We start from the raw sequence: 16,055 nt of genomic DNA on the forward strand, positions 1-16,055 counted from the left end.
AATGATGTCTTCAAAACTTGTCAATTGTAAATTGATTCAAACAATTGAAGCCGTTGATACATTGACTTAATAACCGCTTGCTGCGATGTGCATGTAAATAAATGAGATTTCAATATAAGTTAAGATTGTGTAGGTTGTATTTAAAATGACAAAACAAGTAACTCAAAAACTCGTAAATCAGAAATGTGAACTTTTACGTTCGCAGAATGAAGAAATCACAGTCAATAAAGTTAGAAAACTTATTGGAGAGGGTGTTTCTATTATTGATTTGGTTGAGAAGGTTACTTTATACAAAGACAATAGAAAGCAAGCTATTGCAACTGGAGATTGTGAGCAGGAACTAACAATAAATACAGTTGCTAAAGATGAGTTACTAGAAGCTATTAAATCCACACTCAAAGAGTCAGATATTAAAGAAGATAAGCTCTCTTATGCTTTACGTAGCAATATAAAGCAGTATATTGATAAAGAAATATCTAAAAGCATAAATAAAATAAAGCAAAAACAAGTAGAGCTATCTAATAAAAATGATAGTTTAGAAATAGCAAATCTTACTTTAGACAGGCGTTATAAAGAGTTACTAGAGAAATACAATGAATTAAAAGAAGAGTCATATAGTTTGAAACAGAGCTACAACTCTAAGTCTATAAAATATATGGAGAAAGAAGCTAGTGAAAAGATGATGCTGGCTTGGGAAGACTTTAAAGGAGTTAAGGAGCAGTTATCAAGCCTTGGTGCGTATGCTAAAGTAGCTGTCTATGACAAAAGGGGAGTGATTGTTATAAAATTCCCTGCTACAGATTTTCTAACACAGGAGTGTCGAGCAGGTGTTAGTAGATATTTAAAAGCAAAAACTGTCTTTGACTATAATATTCAGGCTTGGGTTCTTTCTGGATTTAAAGATATACTTAAAACATTGGATTTTTTACAAAGAAATAAGTTCGTGTTCTCAAAAGAGCTAGAAACAATAGCTTATCTGAGAAGACAAAAAAGCTAAGAAACTATTTCTTTGTATACCAATATCTACTTATCTAGTATAGAACGTCTTGTTGATATATAATTTATTGATAAATATTTATATTTTTCTGTAAAAAATGGATTTATTCTCAAGCTTAGAAAGTACTCAGTCTGTAGGAGAGTTTTCTGAACAAGCATATTTAAATTACTCGATGTATGTAATATTAGATCGAGCACTACCGCATATTTCTGATGGGCTTAAGCCTGTACAAAGACGCATTATTTACGCGATGAGTGAAATTGGTTTAAGCCATTTGTCAAAATATAAGAAATCTGCTCGTACTGTTGGTGATGTACTAGGTAAGTATCATCCACATGGAGATAGTGCTTGTTATGAAGCAATGGTGTTGATGGCGCAGAATTTCTCATATCGCTATCCATTTATTGATGGGCAAGGTAACTGGGGCTCAATTGATGATCCAAAATCATTTGCTGCAATGAGGTATACTGAGTCGCGTTTATCTAAGTATGCAGTATTATTGTTAGATGAGTTGAAAAAAGGTACTGTTGATTGGGTCAAAAACTTTGATGGTACAATGGATGAACCAAAACTTTTACCAGCACAAGTACCAAATATCCTCCTAAATGGAGCAATGGGAATTGCGGTGGGGATGTCAACATATATACCTCCTCATAATATTACAGAAGTGATTAATGCTTGCTTACATTTATTGTCTAATCCCAAAGCTAGTATTGAAGAAGTATTAGAAATAATTGAGGCTCCTGATTATCCAGGTGGAGCTAATATAATCAGTAGCAAAGAAGAGATCGCTGAAGTATACAAGTCTGGTAATGGCTCTATACGTCAGCAAGCTGTATATGAGTATGATAGTCATGGTAATGTGATAATTACTCGATTGCCTCATCAAGTTTCAAGTGCTTCGGTAATGGAGCAAATTGCTAATCAGCTTAAGCAACAAAAGATCACATGGATTAAAAATATCCAAGATGAATCAGATGATAAAGAGCCTGTCAAAATAGTTCTATATTCGGCGTCGACAAAGAAGAATATCCAAAAAATAATGGGGCATCTATTAGCTACTACTGATCTTGAAAAAAGTTTCCGTGTAAATATGAATATGATTGGTCTGGATAATAGACCTCAGGTTAAAAATCTCTTAGATATACTTAATGAATGGTTAGAATATCGTAAGCGTACATTACGCAGAAGATTACAAACTAGTTTGGATAAGGTTTTAGATAGGCTACATATCTTAGAAGGTTTGTTAATAGCTTTTTTAAATATTGATGAAGTTATTGATATTATCAGAAACTATGATGATCCAAGTGTAGAACTCCAGAGTAGATTTGCACTTTCTGAAATTCAGGCTGAAGCAATTTTGAATATTAGACTACGTAAATTAGCGAAAATTGAAGAAATTGAAATTAAAAAAGAGCAAAAAGAGTTACAAAAAGAGAAAGAGTTACTTGAAGGGTATCTAAACAGTGAAGTTAAGTTTAGAAACCTAATGAAAAAAGAACTAAAGCAAATTCTTGCTGACTTTGGTGATAGTAGACGCTCTAAAATAATTCAAGCTGATAAAGCACAAGCTCTAGAAGAGAAAGATCTTATGCCTAGTGAGAGAGTAACGGTTATCTTATCAAAAGCTGGCTGGGTAAGATGTGCTAAAGGTGATAATATTGATCCTAAAGGTTTAAGCTATAAGCCTGAAGATAAGCCATACCTATCTACTTCAGGTAACAGTAATATTAGGCTAATTTTCTTTACTAAACTTGGCAAAGCATATTCGATGTATGTTGATAAATTTCCATCAGCTAGAGGGTATGGCGAGCATATAACCACATATATTCCTTTAGATAGAGAAGATGAAATTATCAGTATGGAGTTTGTTAATGCTTCTACGCATTTCTTAATTGTTAGTACTAGCGGAAAAGGCTTCGTGATACCAGCTGAAGATCTGATAGCAAATAAAGTTACAGGTAAGAATATATTTGATGCTGATGATGTCTTTAAGTTTATACCGTATGATAAAGGTTTGAAAATGCTTGCAGTTAGCTCACAAGGTAGAGCTATTATTCGTGATTTTGAAAGTTTTGCAGTGCTTAAAAAAGGTAAAGGTAAAGCTATAATTAAACTAGATAAAAAAGATAAACTTAAATTTATAGAATTATTCAAACCAGAGCAAGAGCTTACTCTTAGTGCGGGTAAGAGGTTTATTCGTATTGATAATAAAAACTTTGAAACATACTATACAGATAAGCCATCAGGTGGAGGTGTATTATTACCTCAAGGATTTAGAAAGATAACAAAAATAGATATAGAGAGTGTAGAATGAAAAAAATAGCAATATTAGGGGCTATGGAGATAGAAATCCAGCCGATATTACAAAAGTTAGAAAAATACGAAACTGTAGAATATGCAAATAATAAATATTATGTTGCTAACCATAATGGTATAGAGCTTGTTGTAGCTTATAGCAAGATTGGTAAAGTTTTCTCTAGTTTAACTGCAACAATAATGATAGAACATTTTGGCGCTGAAGCAGTTTTATTCACAGGTGTCGCTGGAGGGCTTCAAGATTTACAAGTGGGTGATATGATTGCTGCAACTGCTACAGTTCAACATGATGTTGATATTACAGCTTTTGGTTACCCTTATGGCAAGATTCCAATTTCTGAAGTTGAGATTGAAACATCAGTAGAACTATTAGAGCAAGCTAAAATTACTGCAAAAGAGCTTGATCTGAATCTACATACAGGTGTGATTGCTACTGGGGATCAGTTTGTTCATTCAGCTGAAAGAAAAGAGTTTGTAGTAAAAGAGTTTGATGCGAAAGCTATAGAGATGGAAGGAGCTAGTGTTAACCTTATTTGTAATGAGATGAATGTTCCTAGTCTTATATTAAGAAGTATATCAGATACGGCTGATGGCGATGCTCCTGATAATTTTGATGAGTTTGCAAAAATGGCAGCAAACCGATCAGCAGAGTTTGTAATGAAATTGGTTGATAAAATAAGATAGTAATATGATTTTTAAGTCTGGGCAAAAACTTTTAATATTGTTGCTAGTATTAGTATCGACCTATAGTTATAGCTTGACAGATAAGCAAATTAAAAATGTTCAACAGGCTATAGATCAGCTACAGCAAAGAAACTATCAAGATTATTTGATAGCTAAAAGTGAAAGTAAAATCTCTGATAAAAAAACAAAAACTTATTTAAAGTACAAAGAGATATCTCTGCATCCTGATAAATTCTCTCAACAGCAAATCCAAGATTTTTTTAAAACTCATAAAGATGAGTATTGGGCATCTGAGTTATGTGATGATTTAGCAATATACTATGCTAAAACTAAAAATTGGAAGATGTTTGAGAAATACTATGATGGTGATTTGCAAACTGTAGGACAGTGTTGGGTTGCAGATAATCAGAATAAAATAAATAAAAAGAAAGCAATAAAGCAGTTTGCAAAATATTGGCAAAAAAATAAGTTTAATGCTCCTGAGTGTGTTGGACTAGATAAAGATGTAAAAAAATACACTAAAAAAGAAAAGCAATGTATATTAGATAAAGCATATAACCTTGCGTTGGGTAATGATTTTGGCGATTCTTCTAAACTTTTATCAAAGTATGTAAAACAAGATCAAGAGTATGCTGAGTATATAAATCAATGGAAATATGTTAACTATAATCTTAGTGTTAGTACGTTAGATAAATTCATAAGAAAATATCATAAGTATCCAAAGTTTACAGAAGTGATTTTAGATATTGCTAGTGATAATGTAAAAACTGATGCTTTGAAATATGCTAAGGTTTGGCAAAAGTTAAAGTATAGAAAGTTTCTGAGCTATAAAATACAACAACAAATAGATGAGAAAATAGCAATTGCTCTTGCACAAAAGCATGATAGTAATGCGAAACAATGGCTATTAAAAATTGATAAAAAGCATATCTCTAAAATTGCAGAGCACTGGATCTTAAGAATTGACTTGTATAATTCTAACTACAGTGGTTATGTTGAAGATTATCTTGGTAGTTCGAAACAAGTACAACAAGGAGTAATATGGAAATATTGGTTAGCTTATAGTTATCAAAAACTTGGTATGCTCAAAAAAGCTAGACCAATATATACTGAATTAGCTAAGGCTCCTTATAACTACTATGCATACCTATCAGCTGATGCTATGGGATTAGGTTATAACTACGGTGATAATACCTATAATGGTATATCCTATTCTGAAATCCAGAAACTTGAATTAGATCCAGATGTTAAACATGCTATTGAACTTCACAAACTAGGCCAGTTTAAAGACTCCGTAAAACTTTGGAAGTGGGTGATTCGGAACAAGTTCTCGAGTGGACATAGAGATGAAATTCCTCTTTTGGCACAACTAGCTTGGCTTTATGAAATGTACTATCAAGCAATATTTAGTATGCATATGATGGGTATTGATAGTCATGTACACTTATTATATCCAGATGCATTTGATGATATTGTACAAGAGCAATCAACTAAATATGATTTAACTCAATCGTTAATTTATTCAATAATGAGAAAGGAGTCATTATTTGAAATTGAAGCAAAGTCATATATTGGTGCAAAAGGTTTGATGCAAGTCACGATACCTACAGTTAATTTTATATCTAATAAGTACAAATTAGGGTATAACATCAGTAACTCATCTGATGAAGTATTTGATCCTTATATAAATATTAAAATTGGCTCAGCGAATTTAGATTTTTTAGATAGTTTATTTAAGAACAATTTAGTTCTAGCTATTGCTGCTTATAATGCTGGACCTGGTAATGTGAATAAGTGGCTCACAAATAAACAAGTGCCTGTAAAACAATGGATTGAGAATATACCATTTGGAGAAACTCGCCACTATGTGAGAAAAGTATTAGTTAATATGGTTGTTTATAATAATGTTATTTTGAAGGATAGTAAAAAGATAAAGTTGAGCAATCTACTAAATACAGAAGTATCTAATAAATATAATTTTAAAAACTGATTTCGTATAGTAGTGTTGGGCTTTTATCATTAATAATGTTAGTATTTCTATCAAAATGATTCCTTATATTATTAAATTTCAATGAAAAAAGTTATTATAGGTAGTTTAGCACTTTTGTCTATCAGTGCCGGCTATACTCTCACAAGCCAACAAGAAAAATATTCTCAGCAAGCAATTAAAGCTTTAGATAAAAAAGATTATAAATCTTATTATTACTTAAAATCAAAACTGAAAGAAACAAGTATATATCCATACCTTCAATACAAAGAAATAATCGCAGATCCAGCTATTTTTGAGCCGGCGACAATTGATGATTATTTAAGAACACATCAAGATAGCTATTGGAATAATCAAATCAAAGAAGATCTTGCTAGTTATTATGCTAATAAAAAAGATTGGCAAGACTTTAAAAAGTATTATGCTGGTGGTTTAGGGATATCAGGGAAGTGTTGGTCAATGCAGGCTGAATATGAGTTAGGCAATAAGTCTAAAGCTATAGATGAGTACGGACAGCTTTGGCAAAATCGTATCTATATGCCATCAGCGTGTAATGATATGCAAAAGTATTGGGATAATTCTGAAGATAAATCAAGAGACTATCTAATTACAAAGGCATATACTCTAGCTTTTGCTAATAAGTTTGATGATAGTTTATGGTTACTAAATACTTATGTTAAAGACAATAAAGATTATGTGAACTATATATCAGCATGGCGAAATACGATAAAAAACCCTAATAATCTAGACGATTTTATAAGTAAATTTCACAATTATAGAAATTTTGACAAAATATTCGTTGATATATCGAAAGATTTGGTTAGAAAAAATTCTGAGAAATATGCAAAAATATGGGATAGTTTAAGAAATAAAAGATATCTTAGTAATCAGACCAAGCAGCAGTGTATTTCAGCTATAGCAGTTAGTTTTGCTAGGTCACAATCACCTCAAGCTAAACATTGGCTAGCGAGGGTTGATAAAAAATATCTTGATACCACTGCATGGGAATGGCTATTGAGAGTTGATTTATATAATCAAAATTTCAAAGATTATATAAAAACATATAATCAGTTACCTAAAAAGTCTCAACAGGATGAAGCATGGAGATATTGGCTAGCATATAGTTACGAACAAACAGGACAAAAAGCAAAAGCTAATGAAGTGTTTGAAAATTTAACTAAGACCCCTCTGGATTACTATTCATTCCTAGCATCTGACAAGCTTGGTAAGCCATATAACTTTGGTAATGATAATGCTGATAAATTAGATAGTCGTGAAGCCAAGAAGCTTGAATCAGAAGAAGCTATTCAACAAGCGATAGATTTATATCAGATTGAGCAATTTAAGGATTCTACAAGCCTTTGGAAATGGACAATACGTAATAAACTTAAGAATAAAGATATTACACAGATCAAAGAGCTAGCTAGATTAGCAGAAGATAATAAAATGTACTATGCTGCAATATTTAATATGGCTGTAATTGGTAAATACAATAATATTGATATGTTGTTCCCAAAAGCATTTTTGGCTACAGTTGAGAAGAATGCTAAAAAATTTGGCATAGACCAAGATCTTGTATTATCAATAATGCGTAAAGAGTCATTATTTGATGTTGAAGCCGGATCATGGGCAGGAGCAAAGGGGCTAATGCAAGTAACAGAGCCTACAGCCAAATTTATTGCAAAGAAATATAAATTACCTCTTATTGGTAATAAATCCGAAGGCATGGCTAGCCAGATATTTATACCGGAGAATAATATTAAGCTTGGTACAGCTAATTTATATTTCTTGGAAAAGCTCTTTGATAAAAATCCTGTATTGGGAATAGCTGCTTATAATGCTGGTCCAGGAAATGTTGCTAAATGGCTAAACAGTAAAGAGGTTCCAGCAACCATTTGGATAGAGAATATTCCATTTGGTGAAACTCGTCATTATGTTAGAAAGGTTCTAATGTATATGATTGTATATAATAATTTTGTATTTAAAGACAAAAAGAATCATATTAGTAATTTCTTGGACTATAAAATATCTGATAAACAGAGCTTTAGAAAATAAACTCTTAAAAATCTAAATAGTATATTATAATCAATGGTAATTATTTCGTTATAGTATAAAGCTAATGCGTGTAATAAGTGGTGTTAAAAGAGAGAATTTATTAGCATACTTTCTGACATACGTTGGGTATATGACTCTAACAATCTCAATGACCTTAACACCATCGTTAGCATCTAATTTGCATCTGTCTAATTATGTAACTCAGATAGCTATGAGTCTATCATTTTTTATGTTTAGTGTTTCTGCGATTTTATTTGCGACTTTATCAGATGTTTTTACAGCAAAGAGAGTACTATTTTTTTCACAGAGCTTGTCTATATTTGGTTTAGTTTGCATAGGACTATCAGATAGTATCTATACTGTATATATTGGTTTTGTGAGTTTGGGGCTTGGTACAGGATGTTACTCGTCTATCGCTAGAGCATTGGTATCACGTAATGCTGACAATAATAGCCAAATGAAAAAAGCATATTCGGTTTTATCAGTAATGATAATAGTTGCACCGATAGTTAGTACATATTTAGCTTTATTATTGATTCCGATTTCTTGGCGAGCAGCTTATTTTTGTATGGCAACAATTGAAGTGGTATTATTTATTTTTTCAATAAAGATATTAACTGCTGATGCTCAAAGACAGGTCGTAATTCCAGCATCTAAAATATTCTCTGGCTTTGCTCATGCACTATCTCAGCCTAGATACTTGTTAAATGTAATGATTGTAGCGATACTCTTTTCTTTTTATTTAGGTGTCTTGATGAGCTCATTTAAAGGTTTGTTAGTTGATGAATTAAATATGTCGATGGATGTCTTTACTATAGTATTTTTGGTAACATCTTTACTATATATTCTTGGGATATTTAGTTATCGTATTAAGGCAGATAGTAGTCATAAGAAACGCTATAATTTAGGTGTTTTAGCTATTATATTTATCTTTATAGCTCTATATAGTTTTTTAGAAATATCATCATATAGTACTGTGACAACCTTGCATTTAATATGTTATTTTTTAGGCTTTTTTATACCAATGGCTACAGGTGCTGCTATGAGCAATATCACTAAAGGGCATGGTACAGCGGCAGCGATGATAACATTCTCAGTGGCACTGTGTATGTCAATATGGGGATTTCTAAAAGCACACTTTAATATGTCAAATTATCATTTTATACTATTGGCTTTGTGGATTAGTTTTAGTCTAGCACTATTGCTTAAGATTATTATAGTTTTCGTCTTGGATAGAAATCAAAAATAAAATCGTAAATTTTATTTCTGGCCCTGATTATTACTAGATTCAAGCTGAATTTCTTTTGTGGAAACAAATTTGATTCCCATATCTTTTCCAATTTTCAAAACTTCTGAGATTAGGAACAACAAAATAAAAGCAATTTTCAAGAACCCATGAAATAATGAGTATTTTAAGTTTTTTGACATACTTATGTACTCAATAAAAGGTGTTCTTCTGGTGATTCCAAATTGACAGTATCTCATAGGCAATTTATTTAGCTAGGTATTCTTTTTTAGAAAGAATATTGTAAGCCTGATGTTACAAAATTCTGAGAGTCTCCAGAAAATGAAATGGTATATGTATATGTTACTTTTAGACTAAGGTTGTCGATATACTTGATAGGGAACATTACACCTACTGGGAAGACTGCAAATCCTCCCCATGTATTATTTGTATCTAAATAGCTACTAGGGGCGTTACGTTGGTTGGCTATACCGTTAATATTAGTATGTCCTATTCCAAGTCCAGCGGCAGCATAGGCGGTTATATAGTTATTTATTTTGTAATAGTATTTTGCAGCCCCAGCAAAGTAGTTATTAACTTGGGTTGTATTATATTGGCTAACAAGAAAGTTTTGGTATACAAACTCTACAGCATAAGATTCGCTAAATCTATATCCTAAGTTAGCAACTACAGTTCCACCACCTTTAGACATGTTAGTTTGTTGTCCCCAACCACCATTAATTGCTACATATATTGATGGTTTAAATGTTTTCTTAGTTATATCGTCAAGATCATTAATGTTATAGTAATTTGGAGGTAGTTGATAAAGGCCTCTAGTATCTTTTTCAAGCTTACTGGAGTCTGATTTAATATTAGTATCAAGTTCAGTATTTGCTAACGCTTGGTTTGCTATCAAAAAAAGAATTATACTAAATAAGAGGCTTTTTGTTTTCATACTTATCAATAAAGTTTTTAGGGTATGAGTTACTCTGAATAATTAGCATCAAACTGAATTTTTTGTGATGGTGCCAACTTGATACCGATTTCTTCAGCTAAATCTAGCACGCTCATAATAAATTGTTCCCTCTGTTCTAGCTCTTCTCCCCAATCTGTAGATATAAAGAAAACATAGACTAATATTTTGATAGATGCTGGTTTTAAATCATTTACACGTATATAGTATCCCTCTTTTCTCATATGAGGGGTGTTTAATACTAGCTCATTGATAGCGTCAACATAGGACCTGAGTTTAGCGGTAGTCGTTGATTCGTCAATTTCAAGAGTAGTCATATATCTTCTATATATTCTCTCACCCATATTATTGATTTGTGAAGTTACAAAAGCATAGTTAGGTATAATAAGAGCAGAGTCCTCGAAAGTTCTAATAGTTGTACTTCTTAGTCCTATTTTTTCAACTATTCCTTCTTTGTCTTTTATAATTACCCAATCACCAATTTTTATTGGTCTTTCCATAGCTAGGATTATTGAGCCAAAGAGATTTTCAATTGTATCTTTACCAGCTAATGCAATAGCAAGACCACCGATTCCAAGAGCTGTTAAGAAGTGAATCATATCAATCCCTAGCTCTTCGATTATGATTCCGGCAATTATTAATATAATAATAAGATTAATTACTTTATTAGCTATTACTATAGCAAACGCAAATCTTGCAGATCTATTTTGATCCTTAACTTTTTTGTAAGAAGAGATTATGAATGAGCATAGTACATTCATAATCTCTGTACATAAGAACATTATTACAATTCCATATACAATTTTAAAAATTATATCGAAATAGTTGGAAGCATTTGTGAATATGATTAATGAGTTAAAAAAGAAAAAATATGCAGCATACATTGATACTATTAGTGATGTCGCAATATTTAATTTCCTCATTGTTTTATAATCTTTATTTTCAAAAAGACTACGTGTGATTCTAAATATAGGCCTTAAAACTATAAATAATACTTTATAAATTACATAAAATATCATTAGTGAGATTATTGATATAATACTAATATACAGATTTGGTCCATACTCTTTTAGAAGGCTAGGAATATTTTCCCAGATAGAGTTACGTAGATTAGATCCAAAAGGAGCTCTTATATTGCTATCTAAATCATCTAAAAATATACTTACCCCATCTATCTGAGCATTTTTAGGGAAAATCCAGTTTTTAGTCTTGCTATCCTTATTTGTAATATTTTCTAAATATATACTTTTGCCTGAAATAGGTGAGGTGTAGACCATTACTAAATTACTACCTGGAAGAACTTCTCCAGGTATATTTCGTATAGTGATTTTAGCAGTTTTGAAGACTCTATCCATACTGAAAGCTATAAATGAAGCAAAATCTTTTCTAATATTCTCCTTAATCCAGCTGGTATCCATTATGTTTAAAGCATCTGCCATTTTGAACTTATATGCATCATTAGCTCCAAATATGAACTGCATGTATGATAATACTGGCATTGATATATTTCTTATATTATCTTCGCCTAGGCTCTTTTCTTTTTTGAAGTCGGCAAATTTCTTGAGTGTATTAGTGTCTGTGAAATTTTCTTTTGTAAAATACCAATTTCCATGACTATTTTTTGCTAAATAAAATGTTTGTTTGTCATTGCCTTTACCTAGCGTTAAATTTAGTTTATTTCCTATGGTATTAATAGGCACATCACTTATTTTAAAATCGGTTTTTAGTATGGCTACTAGCATGGTATCAATATCTATATCTTTTTCACTGCTAGTATAATCATTAACTTTGACAGGTTCAGGAGAGATAGTGTTTATCACATCATAATAGTAATTATGGTATCCCATCCATAGACTCAAAGCTTTGTATGTGAAATTAGTAAATAAATTTTGAGGTGTTTTATTATTGAATTTATCCATTTCACTCTTACTCAAGAACCCGAATGAGCCATCTTCTAGAGCTTTATATTGAGTCTCTGATAAATATGTGGCATTAATCATTGGTTTAATATAGAGGTATGCGGATACTATGAACAATATTAGAAAAACTATTTTAAAAATTAATAGTGCTTTAGATAAATTCTTATTTTTATTCATATTTTATAAACTTTAAGATAAGTAACTAAGTGATTTTAGATTAATGAAAAAAGCTATGCAATTTATTTTTAGCCTTGTGTGTTGATAAGGGTAGAAGATATTAACTAAGTTATCATACGTAAAGAGATATGATTTTAAATATTATTTATAGTAATATTTGTAGCTAAGTTTATAAATGATAAGTAACTAAGATGTTTTCTCACCTTCGTATCCATACTGGATTTTCTGTTGTTGATAGTACTGTTCGTTTGGGTGATCTCTTTGCCAGAGCAAAAGATAAGAATATCCCTGCAGTAGCACTGACGGACGTATGTAATTTATTTGCTGCAGTTAAGTTTTATAAGCAAGCTTTGTCAAATGGGATTAAGCCTATCTTTGGTGTAGAGCTAAAGATTGATACTGAGTTTGGTGTTTGTGATCTGGTTTTATTGGCAGAGAATAATCAAGGCTATCAAAATATTGTTGATTTAGTTTCAAAAGCATATCAAGAAGCTGAGAGGTTTGGCTCAATTCCACTAATTCCCAAAAGTTGGTTGAAAGATACTAAATTAGATAATGTTATTTGTTTAAATGGTGGTCAATATGGCGAACTTGGACAAGCTGTATTGGCTAAAGATATTGAAAAAGCAGAGCAAGTAATAGCTGAAAATATCGCAATATTTGGTGCTGATAACTATATCGTAGAGATTCATAAGCTTGGATATGAAAATGAGGGCTTGTATAACGAGAAAGCGCTTGAACTTGCAAGTAAGCATAATCTTATAGCTGTAGCGACAAATTTGACAGTGTTTATGGAGTCAGATGATTATGATATCCATGAAATCAGAGCTTGTATCAATGAAAAAACGACAATCCTTGATGAGTCGCGCAAATCTAAATTTACAAGAGAGCAATATCTAAAATCAGCTGATGAAATGTATCAAACTTTCTCAGAGTTACCAGTATTGTTAGAGAGTACTTTAGCAATAGCAAAACGCTGTAATGTAACATTTGATTTGGGTAAACCATGTTTGCCAACGGTAGATATTCCAGATGGTTTGACAGAAAGAGAGTACTTTTCAAAGCTATGCTATCAAGGTTTAGATAAACGTTTAGCAAAAATTTTAGAAAATAGACCAGCTGATAAGCATGAGCATATTATAAAAGTTTACAAAGATAGACTACAACGCGAGATCGATATTATCTGCGATATGGGCTTTCCTGGCTATTTCTTGATAGTTGAAGATTTCATTAGATGGTCAAAAGAGAATGATATACCAGTAGGTCCAGGGCGTGGTTCTGGTGCTGGCTCATTAGTAGCTTATTCATTGCTTATTACCGATATTGATCCTTTACCGTATGGTTTACTTTTTGAGAGATTTCTAAATCCTGAAAGGGTATCTATGCCTGATTTTGATATTGATTTCTGTATCCAAGGTAGAGATAGAGTTATCAAATATGTAGAGCAAAAATATGGTAAGCAAAGTGTTGGGCAAATTATCACCTACGGTACTATGGCAGCTAAAGGTGTAGTGCGAGATGTAGTGCGTGTAATGGGTCAGAGTTTTGGTTTTGGAGATAGGATTGCTAAGCTAATACCAGAAACACCAGGTACTACATTTAAAAAAATCTTGCATGAAGGTGAACCTCTATATGATGAAATGCAGGCAGATGAAGAAGTTGCTGAGATTGTTGAAAAAGCTCAAAAATTAGAAGGTCTACCACGAAGCTTGGGTAAGCATGCTGCGGGTATTGTGATATCGCCAACGGTGATATCAGATTTTGCTCCTGTATATTGTGAAGATAAAGGTGGAGATATAGTTACCCAATTTGATAAGGGAGATGTTGAAGATGTTGGTCTTGTTAAGTTTGATTTCTTGGGGCTGAAAAACTTAACAATTATCAAAAATGCTATTGCAAGTATCAATGCTAAAAGACCAGCTAATGAAGTGCCTCTAGATATTTCTGATATTCCTCTTGATGATGAGAAAACATTTAAACTGCTTCAAGCTGGTAAAACTATCGGTATATTTCAGCTAGAGTCACAAGGTATGCAACAGATTGTCAAAGATCTTGGCACATCAAACTTTGAGGAGATTATCGCCTTAGTAGCATTATATCGTCCTGGTCCGATGGAGAATATCCCAACATTCGTAGATCGCAAACATGGCAGAAAGCAAACTATCTACTTACATCCATTATTAGAAGAAGTGCTTAGAGAGACTTATGGTATCCCAGTTTATCAAGAGCAGGTAATGCAAATGGCGCAGAAGCTAGCTGGTTACACTCTTGGTGGAGCAGATTTATTGCGTCGTGCGATGGGTAAGAAAAAGCCAGAAGAGATGGAGCAACAGCGTAAAATCTTCAAAGAGGGTGCCGCTAAATATCATAATATCGAAGCTGGACTTGCTGATGAGATATTTGACCAAATGGAAGCTTTTGCTGGTTATGGATTCAACAAATCTCATGCCGCGGCTTACGCGTTGATTGCTTATCAAACTGCTTGGTTAAAAGCTCATTATCCTGATGAATATATGGCTGCTCTTATGTCAGGGGATATGGGTAATACAGATCAGTTGGTTAAATTTATTTTAGATGCTAAGAATATGGGTATAACAGTCTTAGCACCAAATGTAAATAAGAGTGTCTATGATTGTATTGCAGCTTCAAAAGGAACGATTTTATTGGGTCTAGGTGCTATCAAAGGTCTTGGTGGTGAGGCTATCAAGAGTATACTTAATGAGCGAGAAGCTTCAGGGGAGTTTAGTTCTATTTTTGACTTAACTCGTAGAGTGGACTTGCGTAAGGTTAATAAAAAAGCACTAGAAGCCTTATGTTTTGCAGGAGCTATCAAGGATATATCTAAAAATAGAGCAACAGCTTTTAACTCTATCGAAAAAGCTATCAAAAACGCTGGTTATGTGAATGAAATGGCTGCTGCTGGGCAAAATGATTTATTCGGTTTCACAGAACAAGAGAGTGATACTGATACAGAGCTTGAAAGAGAATGTATTGTAGAGGAGTGGAATCTTAGAGAGCTTTTGATTAATGAAAAAAAAGCATTAGGAATGTATTTCTCAGGGCATATTATTGATGGTGAAAGTCATTGGCGTAATCATGTTAGCTTTAGTGATCTTGAGAAAATCCAAAAACCAAATATGGATGGTAATTCTGTAAGAATTATTGCAAGTATGATAACACCACCAGCTAGACGAAAAACTAAGACTGGTAGAGTTCTGTATATTATTAATATTGATGATGAATTTGATAGAGCAGATTGTCTAGTTGGTGAAGATGTGTTTGCTGCAGTTAAGGATAATATCCAAGTTGATGATGTGGTTGTAGTAGAGGGTAAAGTTAGCTATGATAAACAACGAGAGTGCAATAAACTAAGTGTTGATAAGGTACAACCGATATCACAATATATTGATGAGAATTTTAGTAAAGTTGAGCTGAATCTTAGAAGTCAAAATGTAAACCCTACAAACCTAAAAAAAGTATTAGATAACCTCAAGAAAAATATAGCTACTACTGATATTCAAAGAGAAAATGTCTTAGAGATAAAAGTATCTCTAGATGATGTTGACGCTAAGTTTGAATATTTTCGAAAGCCATTCTCGGTGTATGAGTTTGTTAATGATATCAGTAGGTTAATAGCTGAGGGTACTACTGTTAGTTTGAGTGGGGTTTAAAATATATAAAGTCATTCTAGGCTTGAGCATAGAATCTAAAGAAAGGTT

The 16,055-nt window shown here is 32.3% G+C and carries 10 protein-coding genes; 7 read left to right on the forward strand and 3 right to left on the reverse strand.

Features of this window, described 5'->3' with window-relative positions; genetic code table 11:
- The first annotated feature begins 145 nt into the window (after positions 1–145).
- The 6 genes from FQ699_RS02525 (at position 146) to FQ699_RS02550 (ending at position 9,291) form a co-directional block, all read left to right on the forward strand.
- Complete coding sequence (locus tag FQ699_RS02525; RefSeq protein WP_146420990.1) at positions 146–997, forward strand: hypothetical protein; 852 nt, start codon at positions 146–148, stop codon at positions 995–997.
- Between the two features lie 97 nt (positions 998–1,094).
- On the forward strand, positions 1,095–3,314 hold the full coding sequence (gene parC / locus FQ699_RS02530) for a DNA topoisomerase IV subunit A (protein ID WP_146420991.1): 2,220 nt from the start codon (positions 1,095–1,097) through the stop codon (positions 3,312–3,314).
- On the forward strand, positions 3,311–4,000 hold the full coding sequence (locus FQ699_RS02535; RefSeq protein WP_146420992.1) for a 5'-methylthioadenosine/adenosylhomocysteine nucleosidase: 690 nt from the start codon (positions 3,311–3,313) through the stop codon (positions 3,998–4,000). Before parC ends, FQ699_RS02535 begins: the two co-directional genes overlap by 4 nt.
- Positions 4,001–4,004: 4 nt before the next feature.
- Positions 4,005–5,990 carry a lytic transglycosylase domain-containing protein gene (locus FQ699_RS02540; protein WP_146420993.1) on the forward strand — a complete coding sequence of 662 codons (1,986 nt, stop codon included), beginning with the start codon at positions 4,005–4,007 and terminating at the stop codon, positions 5,988–5,990.
- A 75-nt stretch (positions 5,991–6,065) separates the two neighbouring features.
- Positions 6,066–8,042, forward strand: a complete 1,977-nt coding sequence (locus tag FQ699_RS02545; RefSeq protein ID WP_369852838.1) for a lytic transglycosylase domain-containing protein — start codon at positions 6,066–6,068, stop codon at positions 8,040–8,042.
- 64 nt (positions 8,043–8,106) lie between these two features.
- Positions 8,107–9,291, forward strand: a complete 1,185-nt coding sequence (locus tag FQ699_RS02550) for an MFS transporter (protein WP_146420995.1) — start codon at positions 8,107–8,109, stop codon at positions 9,289–9,291.
- Between the two features lie 11 nt (positions 9,292–9,302).
- On the opposite strand, the gene FQ699_RS09675 is transcribed toward FQ699_RS02550, so the two are convergent.
- The 3 genes from FQ699_RS09675 to FQ699_RS02560 form a co-directional block, all read right to left on the reverse strand.
- On the reverse strand, positions 9,303–9,470 hold the full coding sequence (locus FQ699_RS09675) for a hypothetical protein (protein WP_179951655.1): 168 nt from the start codon (positions 9,468–9,470) through the stop codon (positions 9,303–9,305).
- An 86-nt stretch (positions 9,471–9,556) separates the two neighbouring features.
- The gene (locus tag FQ699_RS02555; RefSeq protein ID WP_013923599.1) at positions 9,557–10,222 is read right to left on the reverse strand and encodes an outer membrane protein; all 666 of its coding nucleotides are present in this window, start codon (positions 10,220–10,222) and stop codon (positions 9,557–9,559) included.
- 29 nt (positions 10,223–10,251) lie between these two features.
- Complete coding sequence (locus FQ699_RS02560) at positions 10,252–12,336, reverse strand: mechanosensitive ion channel family protein (RefSeq protein ID WP_146420996.1); 2,085 nt, start codon at positions 12,334–12,336, stop codon at positions 10,252–10,254.
- A gap of 191 nt (positions 12,337–12,527) precedes the next feature.
- Between FQ699_RS02560 and dnaE the strand changes: the two genes are divergently transcribed.
- A complete protein-coding gene (gene dnaE, locus FQ699_RS02565) occupies positions 12,528–16,007 on the forward strand; it encodes a DNA polymerase III subunit alpha (protein WP_146420997.1) in 3,480 nt (1,159 codons plus the stop codon).
- Positions 16,008–16,055 lie beyond the last annotated feature (48 nt).

It is taken from the genome of Francisella salimarina, assembly GCF_007923265.1.
Lineage (GTDB): Bacteria > Pseudomonadota > Gammaproteobacteria > Francisellales > Francisellaceae > Francisella > Francisella salimarina.